Source organism: Microbacterium sp. HA-8 (assembly GCF_046111165.1).
Lineage (GTDB): Bacteria > Actinomycetota > Actinomycetes > Actinomycetales > Microbacteriaceae > Microbacterium.
In genome coordinates, this window is sequence record NZ_CP162025.1 from 2,855,231 (window position 1) to 2,878,778 (window position 23,548).

At 70.1% G+C, this 23,548-nt stretch carries 22 protein-coding genes; 13 read left to right on the forward strand and 9 right to left on the reverse strand.

Going from position 1 to position 23,548, the window contains the following annotated elements; genetic code table 11:
* Positions 1–78 precede the first annotated feature (78 nt).
* Positions 79–1,998: a transcription antiterminator gene (locus tag AB2L57_RS13595; protein WP_292811446.1), complete on the reverse strand. Its 1,920-nt coding sequence runs from the start codon at positions 1,996–1,998 to the stop codon at positions 79–81.
* Between the two features lie 183 nt (positions 1,999–2,181).
* On the opposite strand from AB2L57_RS13595, the gene AB2L57_RS13600 reads away from it, so the two are divergent.
* The 11 genes from AB2L57_RS13600 to AB2L57_RS13650 all read left to right on the forward strand — a co-directional run bounded on the left by AB2L57_RS13600 (position 2,182) and on the right by AB2L57_RS13650 (position 12,875).
* Positions 2,182–2,520, forward strand: coding sequence for a PTS sugar transporter subunit IIB (locus tag AB2L57_RS13600; protein ID WP_292811444.1), 339 nt, complete (start codon positions 2,182–2,184; stop codon positions 2,518–2,520).
* A gap of 15 nt (positions 2,521–2,535) precedes the next feature.
* Positions 2,536–2,820, forward strand: coding sequence for an HPr family phosphocarrier protein (locus tag AB2L57_RS13605; protein ID WP_292811441.1), 285 nt, complete (start codon positions 2,536–2,538; stop codon positions 2,818–2,820).
* A 2-nt stretch (positions 2,821–2,822) separates the two neighbouring features.
* Positions 2,823–4,505: a phosphoenolpyruvate--protein phosphotransferase gene (ptsP, locus tag AB2L57_RS13610; protein ID WP_409048631.1), complete on the forward strand. Its 1,683-nt coding sequence runs from the start codon at positions 2,823–2,825 to the stop codon at positions 4,503–4,505.
* A gap of 14 nt (positions 4,506–4,519) precedes the next feature.
* Entirely contained in the window at positions 4,520–6,196 is a 1,677-nt protein-coding gene (locus tag AB2L57_RS13615; protein WP_292811439.1) for a PTS mannitol transporter subunit IICB, read from the forward strand.
* 86 nt (positions 6,197–6,282) lie between these two features.
* The gene (locus AB2L57_RS13620) at positions 6,283–6,723 is read left to right on the forward strand and encodes a PTS sugar transporter subunit IIA (RefSeq protein ID WP_292811437.1); all 441 of its coding nucleotides are present in this window, start codon (positions 6,283–6,285) and stop codon (positions 6,721–6,723) included.
* The gene (locus AB2L57_RS13625; RefSeq protein ID WP_292811435.1) at positions 6,720–7,871 is read left to right on the forward strand and encodes a mannitol-1-phosphate 5-dehydrogenase; all 1,152 of its coding nucleotides are present in this window, start codon (positions 6,720–6,722) and stop codon (positions 7,869–7,871) included. The genes AB2L57_RS13620 and AB2L57_RS13625 overlap by 4 nt, the downstream gene beginning before the upstream one ends.
* Before the next feature lie 77 nt (positions 7,872–7,948).
* Positions 7,949–8,884 carry a siderophore-interacting protein gene (locus tag AB2L57_RS13630; RefSeq protein ID WP_409047342.1) on the forward strand — a complete coding sequence of 312 codons (936 nt, stop codon included), beginning with the start codon at positions 7,949–7,951 and terminating at the stop codon, positions 8,882–8,884.
* An 88-nt stretch (positions 8,885–8,972) separates the two neighbouring features.
* Positions 8,973–10,016, forward strand: coding sequence for an iron-siderophore ABC transporter substrate-binding protein (locus AB2L57_RS13635; protein ID WP_292811430.1), 1,044 nt, complete (start codon positions 8,973–8,975; stop codon positions 10,014–10,016).
* Entirely contained in the window at positions 10,013–11,059 is a 1,047-nt protein-coding gene (locus AB2L57_RS13640; protein WP_292811428.1) for an iron ABC transporter permease, read from the forward strand. The genes AB2L57_RS13635 and AB2L57_RS13640 overlap by 4 nt, the downstream gene beginning before the upstream one ends.
* Positions 11,056–12,081: an iron chelate uptake ABC transporter family permease subunit gene (locus AB2L57_RS13645; RefSeq protein ID WP_292811426.1), complete on the forward strand. Its 1,026-nt coding sequence runs from the start codon at positions 11,056–11,058 to the stop codon at positions 12,079–12,081. Before AB2L57_RS13640 ends, AB2L57_RS13645 begins: the two co-directional genes overlap by 4 nt.
* Positions 12,078–12,875, forward strand: coding sequence for an ABC transporter ATP-binding protein (locus tag AB2L57_RS13650; RefSeq protein WP_292811423.1), 798 nt, complete (start codon positions 12,078–12,080; stop codon positions 12,873–12,875). Before AB2L57_RS13645 ends, AB2L57_RS13650 begins: the two co-directional genes overlap by 4 nt.
* Positions 12,876–13,046: 171 nt before the next feature.
* Here the strand turns inward: AB2L57_RS13650 and AB2L57_RS13655 are convergent, their stop codons facing one another.
* The 8 genes from AB2L57_RS13655 to AB2L57_RS13690 form a co-directional block, all read right to left on the reverse strand.
* Complete coding sequence (locus tag AB2L57_RS13655) at positions 13,047–14,162, reverse strand: adenosine deaminase (RefSeq protein WP_409047343.1); 1,116 nt, start codon at positions 14,160–14,162, stop codon at positions 13,047–13,049.
* Between the two features lie 62 nt (positions 14,163–14,224).
* A complete protein-coding gene (locus tag AB2L57_RS13660; RefSeq protein ID WP_292811418.1) occupies positions 14,225–15,544 on the reverse strand; it encodes a thymidine phosphorylase in 1,320 nt (439 codons plus the stop codon).
* A complete protein-coding gene (locus tag AB2L57_RS13665; RefSeq protein ID WP_409047344.1) occupies positions 15,541–15,942 on the reverse strand; it encodes a cytidine deaminase in 402 nt (133 codons plus the stop codon). The genes AB2L57_RS13660 and AB2L57_RS13665 overlap by 4 nt, the downstream gene beginning before the upstream one ends.
* A 2-nt stretch (positions 15,943–15,944) precedes the next feature.
* Positions 15,945–17,243, reverse strand: coding sequence for an ABC transporter permease (locus AB2L57_RS13670; protein ID WP_292811414.1), 1,299 nt, complete (start codon positions 17,241–17,243; stop codon positions 15,945–15,947).
* Positions 17,240–18,496 carry an ABC transporter permease gene (locus AB2L57_RS13675; protein WP_409047345.1) on the reverse strand — a complete coding sequence of 419 codons (1,257 nt, stop codon included), beginning with the start codon at positions 18,494–18,496 and terminating at the stop codon, positions 17,240–17,242. The genes AB2L57_RS13670 and AB2L57_RS13675 overlap by 4 nt, the downstream gene beginning before the upstream one ends.
* Positions 18,493–20,013, reverse strand: coding sequence for an ABC transporter ATP-binding protein (locus AB2L57_RS13680; RefSeq protein WP_409047346.1), 1,521 nt, complete (start codon positions 20,011–20,013; stop codon positions 18,493–18,495). The genes AB2L57_RS13675 and AB2L57_RS13680 overlap by 4 nt, the downstream gene beginning before the upstream one ends.
* 102 nt (positions 20,014–20,115) lie before the next feature.
* A complete protein-coding gene (locus AB2L57_RS13685) occupies positions 20,116–21,213 on the reverse strand; it encodes a BMP family protein (protein WP_409047347.1) in 1,098 nt (365 codons plus the stop codon).
* A gap of 166 nt (positions 21,214–21,379) precedes the next feature.
* Positions 21,380–22,492, reverse strand: a complete 1,113-nt coding sequence (locus AB2L57_RS13690; protein WP_409047348.1) for a mannose-1-phosphate guanylyltransferase — start codon at positions 22,490–22,492, stop codon at positions 21,380–21,382.
* Positions 22,493–22,656: 164 nt separating this feature from the next.
* On the opposite strand from AB2L57_RS13690, the gene sdhC reads away from it, so the two are divergent.
* Both sdhC and AB2L57_RS13700 read left to right on the forward strand, forming a co-directional pair.
* Positions 22,657–23,085, forward strand: a complete 429-nt coding sequence (gene sdhC, locus AB2L57_RS13695; protein WP_292811406.1) for a succinate dehydrogenase, cytochrome b556 subunit — start codon at positions 22,657–22,659, stop codon at positions 23,083–23,085.
* Positions 23,085–23,540: a succinate dehydrogenase hydrophobic membrane anchor subunit gene (locus AB2L57_RS13700; protein ID WP_292811403.1), complete on the forward strand. Its 456-nt coding sequence runs from the start codon at positions 23,085–23,087 to the stop codon at positions 23,538–23,540. The genes sdhC and AB2L57_RS13700 overlap by 1 nt, the downstream gene beginning before the upstream one ends.
* The last annotated feature ends 8 nt before the right edge of the window (positions 23,541–23,548 follow it).

Below are 23,548 nucleotides of genomic sequence, written 5' to 3' on the forward strand. Positions count from 1 at the left end.
GTGCCATCGCCCAAAGCATCACCGACAGCATGGCCCGAGCCATTGCCGGTGGGACCACTGTAGGCGGTCGGCGCGGGGTCAGCCGTCGATGACCGCCACCAGCTCGTCGAGGAATCCGGCGAAGTCCGCACCGCGGCGCACGATGCGCTGCACGCTGTCGCGCTCGGAGAAGACCTCCACCAGCTGCTCGAACACCGTCTGGAAAGCCTCCCGGTCATCCTCGCTGAAGGCGACCAGCGCGACGACCTGCACCCGGTTCTCACCCCAGGGCACCGACTGCTCGGACACGGCGATCGCGATCGCGGTGCGCGAGGCGGTCATCGTCAGCGCGTGCGGCACGGCCAGGGCGTCCGTGAACGCGGTCGACGAGAGTCGTTCGCGCTCGACGGCGCGGTCGATGTAGTCCTCATCGATCACACCCGACGCCCGCAGCAGCGCACCGAGCCGACGGATCACCGTCTCCTCGTCGTCTCCGGGGTCGAGGCCCCGCACGAACGCCGACGCGTCGAAGTACTGCTCGAGCTCGGCGCGCAGCCGCGCGAGTCGCCGCCCGCGGCGCACCCGGGCGGCGGCCGCACCGACCCTCGCCGCATCCGACTCGGTGAGGAAGGGCTGCACGAGCACGATGCGATCGGATGCCCTCGGCGGGGCGATCGTCGTCAGCACGAGGTCCGTCGAGATCGTCGCCCAGTCGGGATCGGCGCGCGTCTCGACGGTCACGACCTCGATCGCCTGGCCGAGCGAGCGGTCGACGCTGGAGCGCAGCAGCTCGTGCAGCTCGTAGTACCCGGGGCACACGATCGTCGCGGTGACGATCGTGTCGGCGCGGCGGCTGCGCTCGAGCCTCCCGCCCACGTGCATCGCGATGTAGGCGAGCTCGTCGTCCTGCAGATCGAGCCCGAGCAGGTCGTGCAGCTGCACCGCGAGGAAGACCGCGACCTCGAAGATCATCGGGTAGGTCGATTTGATCGAGCGTGTCAGCGGGTTGCGCGACCACGCGCCCACCCTCGCGCGATGCCGCAGGTTCTGCACGTGCAGCGCAAGACGCAGCACGAAGTCCTCGTGATCGAGGTCGACGGCGAACTCCCGGGCCGCGCGGCGCACCGCCTCCCGCACCGCCTGCTCGAGGTCGGGATCCAGGCGCACCCGCGGATCGGCGCCCGCCTCGTCGACGGGGGCGACGACACGTGTGAGCAGCAGCGTCGCGAGATGGCGCGTGTCGGCGGGGCCGAGCTCGACATCCATGTGCCGCAGCGCGAGCCGTCCGACGACCTCGGCCACGCCCGAGTCCGGGATCCGGCGCGCGTCGTCGTCTTCGATGACACGATGCCTGCGGGTGCGGTCCACGGCGATCGCGACGTGCAGCAGGACATCGGTGATGGCGTACTCGTTGACGTAGTACCCGAGCGGTGCCAGCTCGGCGACGAGGTCGGTCTTGAAGGCCCCGAGCGCGTCGGGGTCGACGTACTCGGCCCCGAGCGAGCGCCGCAACTGCGGCATGTCGAGGGCCCCGGCATCCATCTCGTCGTGCACGAGACGGCTGAGCAGACGTCGCTGCGCCTCCTCCGGACCCCGCAGGCGCAGCCGCGACGAAGAGCGCTCGAGCGCGAGCTCGGTGCCGGCGATGAGGCTGCGCACGCGCGCGACATCGCCCTCGAGCGTCGCGTCGCTGACGTAGAGCGCTGCGGCCGTCTCGTGGACATCGAGCCCGTCGTCGGCGTCGAGCAGCCTGCGGACGAGGGCGTGCAGCCGGTCGCGGGGCGTGCCCGCATCGAGGGCCGCGTCGCGCAGACCCGAGGCATGCGCGGGGTCGAGGCGATAGCCGAGCGGTCCCGATTCCACGGCGTCGACCCCGGTCAGGCGCGCGTTGATCGCCGTGACGTACGAACGGATGCTGCGCGGCGTCACCCCGACGGCATCCGCCAGCATCGCGGCGGTCACCCAGTCGCCGTCGCGGGCCAGCAGCGCGATGACCCGATCCTGTCGCGCCCTCGTCACGCGGAGCAGTCCCTTCCTCGGGCATCCCGTCCGCGGGACGCCCCCGCTAGTCAATCACGTCGCGCGTCACACCCGCCGGGTCGCGGGCCACCGAAGGCGCGCTCTTTCCGCCCCCGCGGAAGGCAGAGTGCCTTGTCGCCTCCCAGCGACCTCACAAGAATGGCACGGAAGGAGGTCGGATCGATGAGGATCCTTGTCGTGTGCGGCGCGGGTGCGTCCAGCACGTTCGTCGCGATGCGTCTGCGCCACGCCGCGGCACACAGCGGAATCGAGTTGAGCGCGCACGCCGGGACGACGGCATCCCTTCCGGTCGATCTCGACCAGGCCGACATCCTGCTGATCGGCCCGCACCTCGCACAGGATCTGCCGATGATCCGCCAGCAGGCGCAGCCCCGCGGCGTGCGCGTCGTCGTCCTTCCGGACGACGTCTTCGCCGACCTCGACGGCACCCGCACCCTCGCGCAGCTCATGCCCGAGCTCGAGCGCGCCGCCCCCGAACCATCCACCGAACGTTCCGCCTGATCGAGAGGAAAAATCATGGCTGAAATCACCCGCACCGTCCGCATCGGTTCGTCCCACGGACTGCACGCGCGTCCCGCGAAGATGTTCGCGCAGGCCGCGAAGGACGCGGGCTTTCCCGTGACGATCGCGAAGGACTCGGGCAAGCCGATCAACGCCGCGAGCATCCTCGGCGTCATCTCGCTCGGCGTCGAGCACGGCGACTACGTCACCCTCACCGCCGACACCGACGACGCGGCCGCGGGTGAGAAGGCACTCGACACCCTCGCCGAGCTGCTCACCACCGACCACGACGCCGCCTGATGATGGCCGAGCTTCGCGGAGTGGGCATCGGGCTGGGCGTGGCCCAGGGCCCCGTCGCCCGGATGGCCGAGCCGCTGCCCGCCCCGCCCGACACCCCCAGCGAACTGACCCCCGATGAGGAGACCGCCCGCGTGCGGGCCGCCGTCTCGGCCGTCGCGCGCGAGCTCGAGGCGCGCGGCGAGACCGCCGGCGGCGCCGCCCAGGAGGTCCTCGAGGCGCAGGCCATGATGGCCGAGGACCCGACCCTCGAAGAGGAGCTCGACACCCGCATCGCGGCCGGCAAGACCGCCGAGTTCGCCGTGTACGACGCCTTCCACTCCTTCCGCACGCAGCTGGAGGCCGTCGGCGGCTATCTCGGCGAGCGCGCGGCCGACCTCGACGACGTCGCCCAGCGCGTGATCGCGCGGCTGCGGGGCGTTGCGGCTCCCGGCGTGCCCGACCCCGGGCATCCCTTCGTGCTCGTCGCCAAAGACCTGGCCCCCGCCGACACCGCGCTGTTGGATCTCGACAAGGTGCTCGCGCTCATCACGACCGAGGGCGGCCCCACCTCGCACACCGCGATCCTCGCGCGCGAGAAGTCGATCGTCGCCATCGTCGGCACCGCCGGAGCGAAGGACCTCGCCGACGGCGAGACGGTGATCGTGGATGCTGCCGCGCACACGGTCATCACCTCCCCCACCGCCGACGAGCTCAGCCGCGCGCAGACCCGCGCCCGGGCACGTGCCGAGGCGGCCTCGGCGCCGATCACCCCCGGCGCGCTGGCGGACGGCACCCCGGTGCCCCTGCTGGCGAACCTCGGATCGCCCGCGGGCGCCGCCGAAGCGGTCGAGCTGGGCGCCGAGGGCGTGGGGCTGTTCCGCACCGAGTTCCTCTTCCTCAGCCAGGGCAACGCCCCCACGGTCGCGCAGCAGAAGGCGTCGTACACCCAGATGCTGCAGGCCTTCCCGGGCAAGAAGGTCGTGGTGCGCGTGCTCGATGCCGGCGCCGACAAGCCCCTGCCCTTCCTCAACGACGCCCACGAGGAGAACCCGGCGCTCGGGCTGCGCGGGCTGCGCGCCCTCCGCGCGAGCGAGGACATCCTCCGCGAGCAGCTCACCGCTCTCGCAGAGGCGGATGCCGCCACCTCCGCCGATCTGTGGGTCATGGCGCCGATGGTGTCGACCGTCGAGGAGACGGAGTACTTCACGACCCTCGCGCGCGAGTTCGGCCTGAAGACGGCCGGCGTCATGGTCGAGGTGCCCTCGAGCGCCCTGCTCGCCGACCGCATCCTCGGCCACGCCGACTTCGCCTCGATCGGCACGAACGACCTCACGCAGTACACCCTGGCGGCGGACCGCCTGCTGGGCTCGGTCGCGTCGTTCCAGGACCCGTGGCACCCCGCCGTGCTGCGTCTGATCCGCGAGGTCGGCGCCGCCGGGGCCGCCCTCGGCAAGCCGGTCGGCATCTGCGGCGAAGCGGCCGCCGACCCGCTGCTCGCGGTCGTGCTCGTCGGCCTCGGCGCGACGAGCCTGTCGATGGCCCCGACGGCGCTGGCGGATGTCCGCGCCACCCTGCTCACCCACTCCCTCGACGATGCCCGCCGCATCGCTGAGGCCGCCCTGGCCGCGAGCGACGCGGCCGACGCACGAACCGCGGCACAGCACGCCGCATCCGCACAGGCGTCCGCCACGGCCGCCGCCCACTAAAGAGAGAGACAGTCATGACAACGACGTCACCCCCCGCACGGAGCGGGGTCAACAAGGCGCGTGTCGGAGTCCAGCGCTTCGGCACGTTCCTCTCGGGCATGATCATGCCCAACATCGCCGCATTCATCGCGTGGGGATTCATCACCATGCTGTTCATCGCGGTGGGGTGGCTGGGCTGGTGGACGCCGGTCGCGCCGTTGCTGGGTGGCTTCGGCAACGCCGACGTCATCAACTGGCCCGGTGCGATGACGGCGCTCGCGCAGGATGCCGACGGCAACACGTTCCCGCAGTTCGTGGGTCTCGTCGGCCCGATGATCACGTACCTGCTCCCGCTGCTCATCGCGAACACCGCGGGCCGCATGGTCTACGGCGAGCGCGGTGGAGTGGTCGCAACGATCGCCGTCATGGGCGTCATCGTGGGCACGAACATCCCGATGTTCCTCGGCGCGATGATCATGGGCCCCTTCGCCGCGTACGTGACGAAGTGGATGGACAGGATCTGGGACGGCAAGATCAAGCCCGGATTCGAGATGCTGGTGAACAACTTCTCGGCGGGCATCCTCGGAATGCTGCTGGCGATCCTCGGATTCTTCATCTTCGGCCCGGCGATCCTGTGGTTCAGCGACATCCTGGGTGCCGCTGTGGCATGGCTCGTGAGCCTGAGTCTGCTGCCGTTCGTCTCGATCATCGTCGAGCCGGCCAAGGTGCTGTTCCTCAACAACGCGATCAACCACGGCGTCTTCACCCCGCTCGGCATCGAGCAGGCGACCGAGACCGGCAAGTCGATCCTGTTCCTCATCGAGGCCAACCCCGGCCCCGGCCTGGGCCTGCTGATGGCGTTCACGTTCTTCGGTGTGGGGGCGGCGAAGGCCTCGGCCCCCGGCGCCGCGGTCATCCAGTTCCTCGGCGGCATCCACGAGATCTACTTCCCGTACGCGCTCTCGAAGCCGATGACGATCCTCGCCCTCATCGCGGGTGGCGCGACCGGCGTCACGACCAACATGGTGCTGGGCGGGGGACTCGCCTTCCCGGCGGCCCCCGGCAGCATCATCGCGGTCACCGCCGCGGCCTCCAGCCCCGCCGCCGGCGGAATCACGAACCTGCTGGTCGTGTACTTGTCGGTGCTGCTCGCCGCGACCGTGACGTTCCTGATCACCGCGGTCATCCTCCGCGCCTCGCGCAAGCGCGACCTGCTGGCCGAGTCCGACACGTTCGGCGCGGCGATCGCGCAGACCGAGGCGAACAAGGGCAAGTCCTCGGCCGCGATGGATGCTCTGCGTGCCTCGTCCCCGGGCGACCGCGCGGCCGAGCGCGACGCCGACGCCGCCCTCGACAAGCTCGAGACCGAACGCGAGACCGGTGGCCGCGCCGACGGCGGCCTGCTCACCACGAAGCAGGTCAAGACAATCGTCTTCGCCTGCGACGCCGGGATGGGCTCGTCGGCCATGGGGGCGAGCGTGCTGCGCAACAAGATCAAGAAGGCGGGCATCGAGGATGTCACGGTCACCAACAAGGCGATCGCGAACCTGGATGCCTCGGCCGACCTGGTCATCACGCAGAACCAGCTCACCGACCGAGCGCGTCAGAAGACGCCGGGCGCCGTGCACGTGTCCGTCGACAACTTCATGAACTCGCCGAAGTACGACGAGGTCGTGGCACTCGTGCGTGATCAGCACCAGGATGGTGCGTAGGAACTGAGCGCGGTGGGGTCGGGCGGCGCGATGCCCCCGGCCCCACCGCCTCTGCTCCCGGTATCCGCAACAGAAAGGCATGTGACATGGCACGCGACGTCCTCTCCCTCGGACAGGTCCGCATCCACTCCGGTTCGGCGACCCGTGAGGAGGCGATGCGTGAGGCCGCCGACATCCTCGAGGCCGCCGGCGCCGTGACCTCCCGCTACTTCGACGCGATGCAGCAGCGCGAGGAGACCGTCTCGACCTACATGGGCAACGAGCTCGCGATCCCGCACGGCACAAACGAGACCAAGGACGCGATCCTCGACTCGGCCCTCTCGGTCGTGCGCTACGACGGCGGCGTCGACTGGGGCGGCGAGGCCGTGTCGTTCGTGATCGGCATCGCCGGCAAGGGCGACGAGCACCTCGACATCCTCTCCCAGATCGCGATCCTCTTCTCGGACGAGGACGAGGTCCAGCGACTGAAGGGCGCAGACAGCCCCGAGCAGCTCTTCGCCCAGCTCTCGTCGGTGAACCAGTCGTGAAGGCGGTCCACTTCGGCGCGGGCAACATCGGGCGCGGATTCGTCGGGCTGCTGCTGCACGAGGGCGGCTACGACCTCGTCTTCTCGGATGTCGCAGCCGGTCTCGTGGACGCGATCAACGCCGAAGACTCCTACACGGTCCACGAGGTGGGCGAGGGCGGCACCGACAGGGTCGTGACCGGCTTCCGCGCGCTCAACAGCGCCGAGGACCCGCAGGCGGTGATCGACGAGATCGCCGGGGCGAACGTCGTCACGACGGCCGTCGGACCCACCGTCCTGCCCTTCATCGCTCCGCTCATCGTGGCGGGCCTGGCCCTGCGCGACCCGTCCTCTCCCCCGCTGCAGGTGATGGCGTGCGAGAACGCCATCGGCGCCACCGACGTGCTGCGCGAGCACATCCGCGACCGCGCGGGCGATGCGTGGGATGCGATCTCCGCACGCGCCGTGTTCGCCAACACCGCGGTCGACCGGATCGTGCCGGCACCGCAGGACAATCCCGGCGTCGACGTCACCGTCGAGCCCTTCTTCGAATGGGCGATCGAGCGAGCCCCCTTCGGCGAGAACCCGCCCGCGATCCCCGGCGCGCACTTCGTCGACGATCTGACGCCGTACATCGAGCGCAAGCTGTTCACCGTCAACACGGGACACGCCACGACGGCCTACTTCGGCGCGCAGGCGGGTGTCGAGCGCATCTCCGACGCGCTCGCCGATGAGGGGATCGCGGCCCGGGTCGCCGCCGCTTTGGAAGAGACCTCGGCGCTGCTCGTGGCCAAGCACGAGCTGGACCCCGACGATCTCGGCGCCTATCGCCGCACGATCCTCGACCGCTTCCGCAATCCCGCACTGCCCGACACCGTGTGGCGGGTGGGCAGGCAGCCGCTGCGCAAGCTGTCTCGTCACGAGCGCTTCGTCGGCCCCGCGGCCGAGGCGATCGAGCGGCGGCTTCCGGTCGACGCCCTCGTGGACGCGATGGGAGCCGCGCTCCGTTTCGATGACCCCGAGGACGCGCAGTCGGTCGACCTGCAGCGCATGCTGCGGGAGCAGGACGCCGACGCGTTCACGGCCGCGGTCACGGGCCTTGACCCCCAGCATCCGCTCTATCCGCGGGTGCGCGCGCTCGTCGAGGCCCGGCAGAGCGAACTCGGCTGATTCGGGCGCCCGCGAGGCCGGGCGTTGCGAGGGTGCCGGAGTGGCGGATGCTGCCAGGTTCGGTTAGCCTCGCCTAAGTGTTCACTCAGACCCGCTCCCCGCACATCGCGCACGTGCCCATGCGCGCCACCGTCGCGCGCATCGAGACGCTGAGCCCGACGTTCCGACGGTTCACCCTGACGGGCCCCGAGATCTCGACCGTCGCCGACAACCGGCTCGATCAGCGCTTCAAGATCCTCTTCCCCGTGCCCGGGGTGGGACTGGATGCGATGCCTCCGGGCGATGACTGGTACCTGGCGTGGCGGCAGCTCGACAACTCCGTGCGCCCTGTCATGCGCACCTACACGGTCCGCGAAGTTCGACCCGAGGCGGCGGAGTTCGACGTCGACATCGCGCTGCACGGGCGTATCGGGCCCGCATCCGCCTGGGCGCTCGATGCACGCCCCGGCGACGAGCTCATCGTGTGCGTGCCCCACACGGGCTTCGAGGGAGATATCCACGGCGGCGTCGACTGGCGCCCGCCCGCCGAGGCGCGCCGCATCCTGATCGCGGCCGACGAGACCGCGCTGCCCGCCGTCTCGGGCATCTTCGAGCGTCTGGGTCCCGAGGTGCGGGGCACGGCGATCGTCGAGGTGCCGCACCCGGAAGACGCGGCAGCGATCAGCGCGCCGCCCGAGGGCGTGCGGCTCATCGTCGTGGCCCGCGGCGCGGATCCCGTCGGCTCACGGCTCGTGCCCACCGTCCGCGAGGCCGCCGCCAGCCTCTTGAGCGCCGCACCCGGCGGCGGCGCACAGGAGATCGAGGACGTCGACATCGACCAGGTCATGCTCTGGGAGGTGCCCCACGATCTGGCGGGCAATCCGCTCGGGCACGCCCCCTTCTTCGCCTGGCTCGCGGGCGAGGCTTCGCCCATCAAGGAGCTGCGCCGGTTCCTCGTGTCGGAGAAGGGCGTCGATCGCCACTCCGTCGCTTTCATGGGCTACTGGCGCGCCGGACGACCCGAGATGACGTAACGCGCCGCAACACGACACGACGGGTGAGGTATGGTTAGCCTTGCCTAAGCAATCAGGCGCCCACCCCCTGCATCCCGAAGGATCAACCGTGTCCGCACTCCGCCGCCGCGCGCTGCCGCTCGCCGTCGCCGCGACCGCAGCCCTCGCCCTGTCCGCCTGCTCGACCCCCGCCGGCACCGAGACCTCCGAGGAGAGCCCCGCCACCTCCGGGTCCGGCTTCCCCGTGACGATCGAGCATGTCTACGGCGAGACCGTCATCGAGGAGCAGCCCGAACGCGTCGCGACCGTCGCCTGGTCCAACCACGAGGTTCCCCTCGCTCTGGGGATCGTGCCCGTCGGCATGAGCAAGGCGACGTGGGGCGACGACGACGACAACGGTGTCCTGCCCTGGGTCGAAGACAAGCTCGACGAGCTCGGCGCCGAGACGCCCGTGCTGTTCGATGAGACCGACGGCATCGACTTCGAGGCGGTCGCCGATACCCAGCCCGACGTCATCCTCGCGGCCTACTCGGGCCTGACACAGGAGGACTACGACACGCTGTCGCAGATCGCCCCCGTCGTGGCCTACCCCGAGATCGCGTGGGGAACCTCGCTCGAGGACATGATCCTGCTCAACTCCGCGGCGCTCGGTCTCGCCGACGAGGGCGAGCAGCTGGTCGCCGACCTCGATGCTGAGATCACCGACGCGCTCGCCGCCAACTCGGCGCTCGAGGGCAAGAAGGTGCTCTTCTCGTACATCGACCCGACCGACATGAGCCAGGTCGGCTTCTACACCAGCCATGACACCCGGCCCGGCTTCCTCGAGTCCGTGGGCCTGCCCGCGCCCGAGATCGTCGCGGAGGAGTCGGCGGGCACCGAGGAGTTCTACGTCCAGGTGAGCGCCGAAGAGGCCGACCGGTTCGCCGACGTCGACGTCTTCGTCACGTACGGCGACGCCGACGGCGCCTTCGTCGCGGCGCTTCAGGCCGATCCGCTCCTCTCGCAGATCCCCGCGATCGCCGGCGGCAACATCGCGGTTCTCGAGAACTCCACCCCGCTCGCCGCGTCGGCCAACCCGTCGCCCCTGTCCATCTCGTGGGGCGTCGAGGAGTACTTCGCGCTGCTGGCAGCCGCGCTGCCTCAGGACGGTTGAGCACAGCGACAGCTCTCGGACGGTCGTCGGATTCCGCCGCGCTGCGGCGTCCGACGGCCGTCCGCCTCGCGTGGCTGGCGACGGGCATCGGGGTGCTCGCGGTGCTGTTCGCGGCATCCATCGCCTTCGGCGTGCGCGATGTCTCGATCGCCGAGATCCTCGCGGCACTCGCCGGCGACGCCGACGGCATCGGTCAGGCCGCCGTCACACTGCGCATGCCGCGCACCGTGCTGGCGATGCTCGTCGGTGCCGCGCTCGCCCTCTCGGGAGCCGCGATGCAGGCCGTCACGCGAAATCCCCTCGCCGATCCGGGCATCCTCGGCGTCAGTTCGGGCGCCGCCCTCGCGGTCGTCATCGGCATCGCGTTCTTCGGCTTGAGCAGCCCGTACGCCTACATCGGCGTCGCGACCCTGGGCGCGGCGGGGGCTGCAGCCTTCGTCTACGCCGTGGGCTCGATGGGGCGGGGCGGGGCCACACCACTGAAGCTCGCCCTCGCGGGAGCAGCGTCGTCGGCTGCATTCACCTCGCTCGTCAGCGCGATCCTGCTCCCCCGCGTCGACATCCTCGAAACCTTCCGCTTCTGGCAGATCGGCGGGGTCGGCGGCGCGAGCTGGGACCGCATCCTCATCGTTGCGCCCTTCCTCGCCCTCGGCGCCCTGATCTGCGTCGCGAGCGCCCGCGGCATGAACTCGCTCGCGCTGGGCGACGACATGGCCGCGGGCCTCGGCGTGCGTGTGGGCACCACCCGGCTGATCGCCGCCGTGGGCGCCGTCATCCTCGCGGGCGCCGCCACCGCGATCGCGGGCCCCATCGGCTTCGTCGGTCTCGTCGTGCCGCACCTGTGCCGGATGCTGGTGGGCAGTGACCATCGCTGGCTCCTGCCTTTCTCCGCCGTGACAGGAGCGGCGCTGCTCACGCTCGCCGACATCGTGGGCCGCATCATCACCCGCCCCGAGGAGATCGACGTCGGCATCGTGACGGCCTTCATCGGCGCCCCCGTCTTCATCTGGATCGTCCGCCGACAGAGGGTGCGCGAGCTATGACCCTGCAGACCATCGTCACGGGCCGGCGCGCCCGCGCCCGGCATCGCGGTCGCGTGATCGCGATGCTCGCGATCACCGTCGTCGCGGCATACGCCGTGACCCTCATGGTCGGGCAGACCTTCTACGGGCCCGCCGAGGTGGTCGACGTGATCCTCGGCCAGCAGGTCCCCGGCGCCTCGTTCACGGTCGGCACGCTGCGTCTGCCCCGCGCGACCCTCGGCCTGCTCACGGGCTTCGCGTTCGGACTGGCGGGCGTGACGTTCCAGACCCTGCTGCGCAACCCGCTCGCCTCCCCCGATGTCATCGGCATCAGCGCCGGCGCGAGTGCGGCGGCGGTCTTCGCGGGGGTGACCCTCGGTCTCGGCGAGCAGTCGGTGTCGATCTTCGCCCTCGTCGCGGCGCTCGTCACCGCCGGGGCGATCTACCTGCTCTCGTACAAGGCGGGGTTCGCGGGCACGCGCTTGATCCTCATCGGCATCGGCGTGGGCGCGATGCTCGACAGCCTCATCACCTATCTGCTCTCGCGCGCCGCCGCGTGGGACCTGCAGACGGCCATGCAATGGCTCACGGGAAGCCTGAGCGGCGCCACCTGGGAGCGCGTGCTGCCCGTGCTGCTCGTCGTGCTCGTCCTCGGCCCGCTGCTGATCAGCCGATCGCGGGCCTTCGCGGCGCTGAGCCTCGGCGACGACTCCGCCCAGGCGCTGGGCGTGCGCACCGACCTCACGCGCGTCGTGATGATCCTCGCCGCCGTGACGCTACTCGCCTTCGCGACCGCCGCGAGCGGGCCGATCGCCTTCGTGGCCTTCATGGCGGGACCGATCGCGGCGCGCCTGGTCGGACCCGGTGGATCGCTCCTGCTGCCGGCGGGACTGGTCGGCGCGCTGCTCGTGCTCGTCGCCGACCTCGTCGGGCAGTTCGCCTTCGGCACGCGGTACCCCGTCGGCGTCATCACGGGCGTGCTCGGCGCCCCCTACCTCGTCTATCTGCTCGTCCGGACCAATCGCGCGGGAGGCTCCCTGTGACCGATCATCATCGCCTGGCGGCACGGGGCATCACCCTCGCCTACGGAGACCGTGAGGTCGTGCGCGAACTCGACCTCACGGTGCCCGCCGGTGAGATCACCGCCATCGTGGGCGCCAACGGCTGCGGCAAGTCGACCGTTCTGCGGGCGCTGGCGCGGCTGCTCAAGCCCAAGGCCGGCGCCGTGCTGCTCGACGGCGACGAGATCCACCGGCTGCCCTCGCGCGATGTCGCCCGCCGGCTCGGACTGCTGCCGCAGAGCCCGACGGCGCCGGAGGGCATCGTCGTCGCCGACCTCGTCGGCCGCGGCCGGCACCCGCACCAGCGGTTCCTCGCGCGGTGGAGCGCGGCAGACTACACAGCCGTCGCGGATGCGCTCGATGCCACCGGCATCGCCGACCTCGCCGACCGCGCGGTCGACGAGCTCTCCGGAGGCCAGCGTCAGCGCGTGTGGATCGCCATGGCGCTCGCCCAGGAGACCGACATCCTGCTGCTCGACGAACCGACCACGTTCCTCGACGTGACGCACCAGATCGAGGTGCTCGATCTGCTCACCGACCTCAATAGAGCGCGCGGCACCACGATTGTGATGGTGCTGCACGATCTGAACATGGCCGCGCGCTACGCCGATCAGCTCGTCGCGGTGCGTGGTGGCAGCATCCACGCCGCCGGCAGGCCCGCCGACGTCATCACGCCCCCGATCGTGCGCGAGGTGTTCGCGCTCGAGTGCGAGGTGATCCCCGACCCGGTCTCGGGCACCCCGCTCGTGCTCCCCCGCGGGCGCCACCACAGCTGACGCGCGGCCCGGGGGCGCCTGGGCCCCGAACCCACACTTTTGCAGCGAACCCACATACGTCGGATGGTGGCTCGCTGCAAAAATGTGGGTTCGCGGCGCGGGCCGGACCGGCCGGGGCGGGCCGGGCGCCCGGGCGGTCCGGACCGGGCGGCGCGGGCCGAACGACGGGCCTCAGACGTCGAAGCCCTCGGCGATCAGCTCGATGAGCTCCTCGCGCTCCTCGATCGTGAGGAACGCGCCCGCGGCGGCGTTGAGCTGGAAGGTCTGCAGGTCCTCGAGGTCGTACTCGAACGCGCGGGCGAGGAGCGCGAGCTCCTTCGTCAGCGACGTGTTGCTCATGAGGCGGTTGTCGACGTTGACCGTGACCGAGAATCCGAGCTGGTACAGAAGGTCGAACGGGTGATCCGAGAGGTCCTCGCCCCACGCCTCGATCGCTCCCGTCTGCAGGTTCGACGAGGGCGAGAGCTCGAGCGGAATCTCGCGGTCGCGCACCCAGCGCGCCAGCGACCCGAACTTCACCAGCACCTCGTCGCCCGAGCGCGAGACGACGTCGAGATCCGACGCGAGGCGCACGCCATGCCCGAGCCGCAGCGCGCGACCGTCGATCAGCGCCGACCGGATCGAGTCCAGCCCCGCGGCCTCGCCCGCGTGCACGGTCACGGGGAAGAACTCCGAAGCCAGGTAGTCGAAGGCCTTGCGGTGGAGGGAGGGCGCGAAGCCGTCCTCCGGCCCCGCGATGTCGAAGCCGACGGCCCCCTGCTCACGATGCCGCACGGCGAGCTCCGCGATCTCGAGCGAGCGATCGGTGTGACGCATGGCCGTGATCAACTGACCCACACGGATGCTGCGGCCATCCGCGTCGGCGGAGTCCTCACCCTCCTCGATCCCGGCCTGCACGGCCTCGACCGCGTCATCGAGGCTGAGTCCGCCCGCCAGGTGCTGCTCGGGCGCCCAGCGCACCTCGCCGTAGATCACGCCGTCGGCGGCGAGGTCCTCGACGAACTCGCGCGCGACACGCGTCAGACCCTCGGCGGTCTGCATGACGGAGGTCGTGACGTCGAACGTCTTCAGATACTCCACGAGCGAACCCGAGTCGCTGCGGTCGGCGAACCACGCGCCGAGAGCGCCGGCATCGGAGGCCGGCACCTCGACGCCCGCGGCATCCGCCAACTCGAGGATCGTCCCAGGACGCAGCGCCCCGTCGAGATGGTCGTGCAGGCTCACCTTGGGCAGCGAGCGCACCGACACGCCCTGCAGGGTGAAATCGTCGCCGGGTTGCATGCTCATGGGTGCGCCTTTCGGGAGGGTGGTGCGGGTGGGGCGGTGGGGCGAAGCGGGATGCCGGGGGTTCAGGCCGTGATGCGCTCGACGACGCGGGGGCCGGCGGCTTCGGCCTGCACGTCGTCGCCGATCTGCCACGCGCCCTCCAGCGCGTCGAGCGCGCGGGCGAAGCGGGCCTCATCCTCGGCCAGCAGGGTGAACACCGGTTGACCGGCGCGCACCGCGTCGCCAGGCTTGACGTGCAGGTCGATGCCCGCCGAGTGGATGACGGGATCTTCGGCCCGGGCGCGGCCGGCGCCCAGTCGCCAGGCGGCGATGCCGAAGGGCAGCGCCTCCATCTGCGTGATCAGCCCGTCGGCGGGCGCGGTGACCGTGAGGGTCTCGGGCGCCTCGGGCAGCGGAGCATCGGGATCTCCGCCCTGCGCACGGATCATGGCGCGCCAGGTGTCCATCGCCCGCCCGTCGGCGAGCGCCGCTTCGACGTCGGCGTCGGGCAGACCCGCCAGCGCCAGCATCTCGCGGGCCAGCGCCAGCGTCAGCTCCACGACGTCGGCCGGGCCGCCGCCTGCGAGGACCTCGACCGACTCGCGCACCTCGTTGGCATTGCCGATCGCAAGCCCCAGCGGTGTGTGCATGCCGGTGATGAGCGCGGTCGTGGCGACCCCCGAGTCCTCGCCGAGCGCGACCATCGTGCGGGCGAGCTCCCGCGCCTGATCGAGCTCGCGCATGAACGCCCCGGAGCCGAACTTGACGTCGAGCACCAGCGCGTCGGTGCCCTCGGCGATCTTCTTCGACATGATGCTCGAGGCGATCAGGGGGATCGCCTCGACCGTGCCCGTGACATCGCGCAGCGCGTAGAGCTTCTTGTCGGCGGGCGCGAGCCCCGTACCCGCGGCACACACCACGGCTCCGACGCCCTTCAGCTGGGCGGTCATCTGGGCGTTGGTGAGCGAGGCTCGCCAACCGGGAATGGACTCGAGCTTGTCGAGCGTGCCGCCCGTGTGCCCGAGCCCCCGCCCCGACAGCTGCGGCACCGCGACGCCGAAGGAGGCGACCAGCGGAGCCAGCGGCAGCGTGATCTTGTCGCCCACTCCGCCCGTCGAGTGCTTGTCGACCGTGCGCTTGCCGAGGTCGGCGAAGCTCATCCGCTCACCGGATGCGATCATCGCGTCGGTCAGCACCCGGATCTGCTCGCGCCCCATCCCGTTCAGCAGCACCGCCATCGCGAACGCCGACATCTGCGCGTCCGAGACGTAGCCGCGCGTGTAGGCATCGACCATCCATCGCAGCGCGTCCGGGTCGACGCCCCGCCCGTCGCGCTGCGCGCGGATGACATCGACCGCGTCGAAGGGCTCGACAGAGGATGCTGCCGCCTCGGCGTTCGTCATCGTGCGGCCTCTTCGAGGTCGCGCGGGCCGAAGGCGTCGGGCAGCACCTCGTCGATCGTGCGGATGCCGGAGACCGTCTCGAGCAGCATGCCCGGCAGGGAATGCTCGAACAGGAGCTGTCGGCAGCGACCGCACGGCATGATCGTGTGCCCGTCGTTGTTCACGCAGACGAACGCGACCAGCTGACCGCCCCCGGACATGTGCAGGTCGCCGACGAGCGCGCACTCGGCGCACAGCCCCACGCCGTAGGAGGCGTTCTCGACGTTGCAGCCCGCCACGATCCGGCCGTCGCTCACGAGCGCGGCAGCGCCCACGCGATACCGCGAGTACGGCGCGTACGCCCGCGTCATGGCGTCGGTGGCGACGGCGCGCAGCTCGTCCCAGTCGATGTCGGTCACGATCACCCCTTGATGTACGGTTTGCCGGCCGCGGCGGGGCCGCGCACCTTGCCCACGAAGCCGGCGACCGCGAAGATCGTCACGACGTAGGGCAGCATGAGCATGAACTCGCTCGGCACCGGAGAGCCGATGACGCCGAGGGTGTTCTGCAGGTTGGATGCGAAGCCGAACAGCAGCGCCGCGAGGGTCGCCTTGATCGGATCCCATTGGCCGAAGATGACGGCGGCGAGCGCGATGAAGCCGGCCCCCGCGGTCATCTCCTTGTTGAACGCCCCCACCGAGCCGAGTGTGAAGAACGCACCGCCCATGCCCGCGATGGCGCCGCCGAGCGAGACGTTCCAGAAGCGCGTGCGGGCCACGTTGATGCCCACCGTGTCGGCGGCCTGCGGGTGCTCGCCCACGGACCGCAGACGCAGACCCCACTTGGTGTGGAACAGCCCGATGTACACCAGCACCACCGCGATGTACATGAGGTACACGATGATCGTCTGGCGGAAGAACATCGGCCCGATGAGCGGGATGTCGGCGAGGAACGGGATGTTGATGCGGTCGAACCGGGGCGGCGAGTTGAGTGTCGCCGCATTCGGGGCGAGCAGCTGCGAGAACAGGAAGCTCGTCACGCCGACGACCAGAACGTTCAGCACGACGCCGACGATGACCTGATCGACGAGGTACACGATCGAGAAGGCCGCGAGGACGAACGAAACCAGAACGCCCGCGACCGCCGCAGCCAGAAGGCCCAGCAGAGGCTGGCCGGTTGCGGTCGCGACGACGGCCGACGTGAACGCGCCCGCCAGCAGCTGACCCTCGATCGCGATGTTCACGACGCCGACACGTTCGCTGATCACGCCGCACAGCGCACCGAAGATGAGCGGCACCGACAGGCTCAGCGCGCCCGCCAGAAGCCCGGCCAGGGGGATGACGTGGATGGATGCCCCCGCGGCGGCCCAGGTGAGGAACCCGATCATGAAGACGACGGCGAAGAGCACGGCGAGCCAGATCGGCGCGCGACGTCGACGCTGCACGAGCACCGCCGACACCAGGGCGATGATCACCATGAGGACGATGCAGACGATCGTCGTGACCCCGGCACTCAGCACGATCTCGGGCAGCTGCACGGCATCACCCGCGGCGGAGATGCGGAAGACCGCCTCGCCGTCGGTGCGCGCGATGAAGAACAGCAGGGCCGCCAGCACGGTGACCACCGCGTAGGCGATCGGGGCCTTCCAGCTGACGACGACGGTCTTCTCGAGTGCGATCGGCGCCGCGGCGCCGTCGCGGTGTTCGGCGAGCGCGGTCACTTCGCTGCCACCTCCTTGGTGACGATGGGCCGCTGCCTCTTGGGCGCGGACCCCGGTGCGGGAAGCCGGAAGATCGCCCGCACGAGCGGGGGCGCGGCGATGAAGAGCACGATCAGCGACTGCACGACGAGCACGATGTCGATCGGCACGCCCTCGGCGGCCTGCATCGCGAAGCCGCCCGCCTTGAACGCGCCGAACAGCAGACCGGCGGCGAGGGTGCCCCACGGGGTGGATCGGCCCAGCAGAGCGACGGTGATCGCGTCGAAACCGATACCCGCGTCGATGCCGCTCGAGAAGCCGGTGGTGACGGTGCCCAGCACCTGGCTGACACCCGCGAGACCGATGAGCGCGCCCGAGATGAGCATCGCATAGACGTACATCGACTTGACGTTGATGCCGGCGACCCGAGCGGCGTTGGGGTTCTCGCCGACCGCGCGGAACTGGAAGCCCAGCGCCGAGCGATCGAGGATCCACCACACGAGCACGACCGCGGCGATCGAGAGCACGAAGCCGAAGTGCAGGTTGTACTGCGGTCCGAGCAGCTCGGGGAAGACGGCGGTGTCGCGCATCGCCGGCGTAGTCGGGTTGTTGGTGCCCGGCGCCTGCAGCAGACCCGGGGTGCGCAGCATCCACGTGATCAGGTACAGCGCGACGTAGTTGAGCATGATCGTCACGATGACCTCGTGCGCCCCGGTGCGCGCCTTCAGCAGTCCCGCGATGCCCGCCCATACCGCGCCGGCGGCGAGACCTGCCAGCAGCGCCACGATCATGTGGATGCCGAAGGGCAGCTCGATCGCGAAGCCCACATAACCCGCAGCCGCCGCGGCCATGAGCATCTGGCCGCGGCCGCCGATGTTGAACATGCCGACGCGGAAGGCGAGCGCGACGCCGAGCCCCGCCGCGATGAGGGGCGTCGCGAAGGTCAGCGTCTCGGTGAGGGGTCGGATGCCGGTAGCGAAGTCGGGCCGGCGGAAGTTGTAGATCGCGCCCTGGAAGAACGCGGAGTAGGCGCCCGCGACGGCCTCCCAGATGGCGACGAGCGTATCTCCTGGTCGGGCGAAGAAGTAGCCGGCGGACGCCTGGACGTCCTCATCGGTGAAAGCGATCATGATGGCGCCCACGAGCAGCGCCATCACGACGGCCAGCACCGAGATGATGGCGTTTCCGGTGGCGATCTCGCGGAACGCGCGATGCCAGCGACTGGGCTCCTGACCCGCGCCGGTCGGGGACGCGGTGGTCGTCGTCGCGCTCATGCCGCGGCTCCTTCGAGGTTCGGGGCCTCGCCCGCCATCATCAGACCGAGCACGTCGCGGCGCGTGTCGCCCGGCACGATGCCGACGACGCGCCCGCGATACATCACCATGATCCGGTCGGCGAGGGCCGTGACCTCGTCGAGCTCGGTCGAGACGACGATGACCGGCACCCCGGCATCCCGCGTCTGCACGATGCGCTTGTGGATGAACTCGATCGATCCGACGTCGACGCCGCGGGTGGGCTGGGCGGCGACGAGGAGTCGCAGGTCCCGGCTGAGCTCGCGCGCCAGGACCACCTTCTGCTGGTTACCGCCCGAGAGCCGGCCCACCTTCGTCTCGATCGACGGGGTGCGCACATCGAACTCGGCGACCTTCTCGCGCGCGAAGTCGCTGAGCTTGACCCGCTGCACCGTGCCCGCCCGCACGAACGGAGCGCCGTCGGCACGGTCGAGCATGAGGTTCTCGGCGATCGTGAACTCGCCGACGAGCCCGTCCTCCTTGCGATCCTCGGGGACGAATCCGACGCCGGCGTCGAGCACGCGGCGCACGCTCGATCCGACGAGCTCCGCCCCGTCGAGGGTCACGGAGCCCTGCACACGGGGCTGCAGGCCGACGAGGGCCTCGCTCAGCTCGGTCTGCCCGTTGCCCTGCACTCCGGCGACGGCGAGGATCTCGCCCGCGCGTACCTCGAAGCTGACGTGGTTGACGACGAGCTGACCGGTGTGGTCGATCACCGTGAGGTCATCGACGACCAGTGCCTTCTCGCCCAGGGTCGGCGGGTCCTTGTGCACGGTCAGCTCGACGGCGCGGCCCACCATCAGCGAGGCCAGTTCGGCGTTGGATGCTGTCGGGGCGGCCTCGCCGACGACCTTGCCCACGCGAACCACCGTGATGCGGTCGGCGACCTCGCGCACCTCGCGCAGCTTGTGCGTGATGAAGACGATCGACGTGCCCGCGTCCTTGAGCTGGCGCATGATCGCCATCAGCTCGTCGGTCTCCTGCGGGGTGAGCACCGCGGTCGGCTCGTCGAACACGAGCACGCGCGCGTCGCGGGAGAGCGCCTTGATGATCTCGACGCGCTGCTGCACACCGACGGGCAGGTCGTCCACGAGCGCGTCCGGATCGACGTCGAACCCGAAACGATCGGAGATCTCGCGCACTTTGGCGCGCGCGGCCGGCAGGTCGAGCCTGCCGCCGAAGCGGGTCTGCTCGTGGCCCAGCATCACGTTCTCGGCCACCGTGAAGACGGGAATCAGCATGAAGTGCTGGTGCACCATGCCGATGCCGGCGCGCATCGCGTCGCCGGGACCCGCGAAGTGCTGGACGACGTCGTCGAGCAGGATCTCGCCGGAATCGGCCTGATACAGCCCGTACAGCACGTTCATCAGCGTCGACTTGCCGGCCCCGTTCTCACCGAGGAGGCAGTGGATCTCTCCGGCCTCCACGGTGAGGTCGATGTGGTCATTGGCCACCAGAGCCCCGAACGTCTTCGTTATGCCTCGAAGTTCGAGCTTCATGCTCCCGATCCTAGTTGCGGGTGGAGGGGATCCCGCGAGGGATCCCGACGAAAGGAAGAGGGGAGGCCGGCATGCGCCGACCTCCCCTGCTCGGTGCGGTGATCAGCCCGCGAGGTAGGACTCGACGGTGATCTCACCGGCGATGATCGCTGCCTGCAGTTCCTCGATGGTCGCTGCGAGCTCGGCCGGGACGCGGTCCTCCCAGTCGTGGAACGGGGCCAGGCCCACGCCCTCGTTCTCGAGGGTGCCGATGAACGGCGTCGCGTCGAACTCGCCGTTGCCGGCCTCGACGAGGGCCTCGTGCGTGCCGACGTCGATGCCCTTGCGGATCGACGTGAGCAGCAGGTCGCCCACCGAGGGGTCGGTCTCGAACACGTCGGCGTCGACACCCAGCAACGCGATCTCGCGACCCGAGTCGCGGATGGCGGCCGCGGCCGACTGGTAGATCGGGCCGCCGACGGGCAGCAGCACGTCGACGTTCTGGTCGATCAGGCCCTGCGCGAGCTGGCGCGCGGCGTCGTTGGCCTCGAAGCCGCCCGTGAACGAGCCGTCCTCAGCCGCCCGGTCCCAGCCGACGACCTGGACGTCCGCGCCCATCTCCTCGTTGTAGTACTCGACGCCCTGCGCGAAGCCGTCCATGAAGATCGTCACGGTCGGGATGTTCAGGCCGCCGAAGGTGCCCACGACACCGGTCTGCGAGACGCCGGCCGACAGGTAGCCCGCGAGGAACGCGGCCTGGGCGGTGTCGAAGATGATCGGCTTGATGTTCTCGGCGTCGGTCGTGCCGTCGAAGTCCTGGTCGACGGTGTCGTCGATCGAGATGTACTCGACCTCCGGGTTGGCCGTGGCGGATTCGAGCGCGGCCGGCGCGAGCAGGAAGCCCACCGTCACGATCGTGTCACAGCCCTGGTCGACCAGGCTCTGCAGGTTGGCGTTGTAGTCGGTCTCGGCCTGCGACTCGACCTCGATGTAGTCGGTGCCGAGCTCCTCGGCAGCCGCGACCATTCCCTCGAAACCAAGCTGGTTGAAGGACTTGTCATCGAACCCGCCCGCGTCCGAGACCATGCAGGGCAGGAAGTCGAGCGCTTCCCCTCCGTCGCCGCCGTCGGTCTCCTCCGGTGCCGCGCCGCAACCGGCAAGAACGGCGGCCGCGGAAACCAGCGCGAGACCGCTGAACGCGGCCTTCTTCGTGATCCTCACTGTGTCCTCCAAAGACTCGCGGGATCCCGACCGATACGGGATCCGCCGACGAAACGTTACCCCGTGTGACGGCCGCCGCCCGACGCGATGCGGGCCGCGAAACCCAATGGTTATAAAAGACGCGATCCCGCGTCACGCAGGACGCAGTTTCGCCGGCGCCGGCAGGTCAGAGCACGTCGCCCCGACCGGTGAGCTTGAGGGCGTCGACGACGCCCTTCACCCGCTGCGCGTGCTCGCTCGTCGTGACGAGCAGGGCGTCCGGCGTATCCACCACGACGATGTCCTGCACGCCGATGAGGCTGATGATGCGGGCGGTCTGCGTGACCACGATGCCGCTCGAGGCATCCGCCAGCACGCGGGCGTTCTCCCCCAGGATGGCCAGCTCGTTGCGTCCGTGGGAGTTGAGTTTGGCCAGGCTCGCGAAATCGCCGACATCGTCCCAGTCGAAGTGGCCGGGGATCACGGCGAGCCGGCCGCGCTCGGCGGCGGGCTCCGCCACGGCGTAGTCGATCGCGATCTTCTTCAGCGTCGGCCAGACCCGGTCGACGACGGGACCGCGTCGGTCGCGATCGTCCCAGGCCTCGGCGAGCTCGATGAGGCCGGCGTGCAGCTCGGGCTCGTTGCGGGCGAGCTCTTCGAGCAGCACATCGGCGCGGCAGATGAACATGCCCGCGTTCCAGAGGAACGAGCGATCGGCGAAGTAGGCGCGCGCCGTGTCGAGGTCGGGCTTCTCCACGAAGCGCTCCACCGTCGCGGCCTCGGGAGCGGCATCCACCTCGAGCTCGGCGCCCTTCTTGATGTACCCGAAGCCGACAGAGGGCTCCGAGGGCTGGATGCCGATCGTGCAGATGTAGCCGTCGCGCGCGACCGCCACCGCCTGTCGCACCGCGAACTCGAACGTACGCGTGCCGCGGATGACGTGGTCGGCGGCGAAGGATCCGATGATGACGTCGGGCTCGCGGCGCACGAGGATCGCCGCCGCGAGACCGATCGCGGCGGCCGAATCGCGCGGCTCGGATTCGAGGAACACGTTGGGGTCGGGGATGCCGGGCAGCTCGCGCTCGACGGCGGCGCGATGGGCCCGGCCCGTGACGACGGCGATGCGTCCCTCTCCCGACAGGGGCGCGAGCCGGTCCCACGTGTCGCGCAGCAGCGTCTGGCCGGATCCGGTCAGATCGTGCAGGAACTTCGGGGCGTCGGCTCGGGAGAGCGGCCACAGCCTGCTGCCGATGCCGCCCGCGGGGATGACCGAGTAGAAGTCTGCGATGGGGTCCGCCATGAGCACAGGCTAGCGGGCCCGTGTGACACGAAACTCTCTCGATGTCGAGAGAGTTAGGCCCGCCTCACTCGCCGGGCCGATCCGCGCCGCCATAAGATGGGCGGGCGCCCGCGCTTCACGTCCGCGCCCGCGCACAGCGACGTCGCAGCGACAGGAGGACGACCGTGTCCGCAGGAACACGCCCGGCACCGTCCATATCGGAGACCACCTCGAAACGTCCCGCAGGAACCCTGTATCGGGGCCGCGAGGGAATGTGGTCGTGGGTGCTGCACCGCATCACCGGTGTCGCCATCTTCTTCTTCCTTCTTGTGCACGTGCTCGACACGGCCCTCATCCGCGTCTCACCCGAGGCGTATGACGCCGTGATCGGCACCTACAAGAACCCGATCATGGGCATCGGCGAGGTCGCCCTCGTCGGAGCGATCGCTTACCACGCCTTCAACGGCCTGCGCATCATCCTCATCGACTTCTGGTCGAAGGGCGCGAAGTACCAGCGGCAGATGTTCTGGGGCGTCCTCGGCATCTGGGCAGTCACGATGATCGCCTTCACCCCGCGCCACCTGATCAACGTCTTCGCCGGAGGAGGGCACTGATGACCACCGCCGACCTCGCCGCACCCCGCTCCCCGCACACCGCCCCGCGACGCCGCGGCGTCAACCTCGAGAAGTGGGGCTGGCTGTACATGCGCGCCTCGGGCGTGCTGCTGGTGGTGCTGATCTTCGGCCACCTGTTCGTCAACCTGATGCTGGGCGACGGCATCCACGGCATCGACTTCGGGTTCGTCGCGGGCAAGCTCGCCAACCCGTTCTGGCAGTGGTGGGACGTGCTGATGCTGTGGCTCGCGCTCATCCACGGCGCGAACGGCATGCGCACGATCACGAACGACTACGTCACCTCCCCGCGCGTGCGCTCGGTGCTCGTGTGGGCGATCGGCCTCTCCGCCGGCTTCCTCATCGTGCTCGGCACCCTCGTGGTCTTCACCTTCGACCCCTGCATCGGGGTCACCGAATCGAGCTCGCTCTGGGATTCGTGCCAGGCCCAGGGCTGACACCTCCC

Coding starts and splice junctions, on each gene's coding strand:
- AB2L57_RS13620 (WP_292811437.1), top strand. CDS start 6,283: ATGGCACGCGACGTCCTCTCCCTCGGACAGGTCCGCATCCACTCCGGT.
- AB2L57_RS13690 (WP_409047348.1), bottom strand. CDS start 22,492: ATGGCGGACCCCATCGCAGACTTCTACTCGGTCATCCCCGCGGGCGGC.
- AB2L57_RS13680 (WP_409047346.1), bottom strand. CDS start 20,013: ATGAAGCTCGAACTTCGAGGCATAACGAAGACGTTCGGGGCTCTGGTG.
- AB2L57_RS13675 (WP_409047345.1), bottom strand. CDS start 18,496: ATGAGCGCGACGACGACCACCGCGTCCCCGACCGGCGCGGGTCAGGAG.
- AB2L57_RS13645 (WP_292811426.1), top strand. CDS start 11,056: ATGACCCTGCAGACCATCGTCACGGGCCGGCGCGCCCGCGCCCGGCAT.
- AB2L57_RS13605 (WP_292811441.1), top strand. CDS start 2,536: ATGGCTGAAATCACCCGCACCGTCCGCATCGGTTCGTCCCACGGACTG.
- AB2L57_RS13600 (WP_292811444.1), top strand. CDS start 2,182: ATGAGGATCCTTGTCGTGTGCGGCGCGGGTGCGTCCAGCACGTTCGTC.
- ptsP (WP_409048631.1), top strand. CDS start 2,823: ATGGCCGAGCTTCGCGGAGTGGGCATCGGGCTGGGCGTGGCCCAGGGC.
- AB2L57_RS13655 (WP_409047343.1), bottom strand. CDS start 14,162: ATGAGCATGCAACCCGGCGACGATTTCACCCTGCAGGGCGTGTCGGTG.
- AB2L57_RS13700 (WP_292811403.1), top strand. CDS start 23,085: ATGACCACCGCCGACCTCGCCGCACCCCGCTCCCCGCACACCGCCCCG.
- AB2L57_RS13615 (WP_292811439.1), top strand. CDS start 4,520: ATGACAACGACGTCACCCCCCGCACGGAGCGGGGTCAACAAGGCGCGT.
- AB2L57_RS13660 (WP_292811418.1), bottom strand. CDS start 15,544: ATGACGAACGCCGAGGCGGCAGCATCCTCTGTCGAGCCCTTCGACGCG.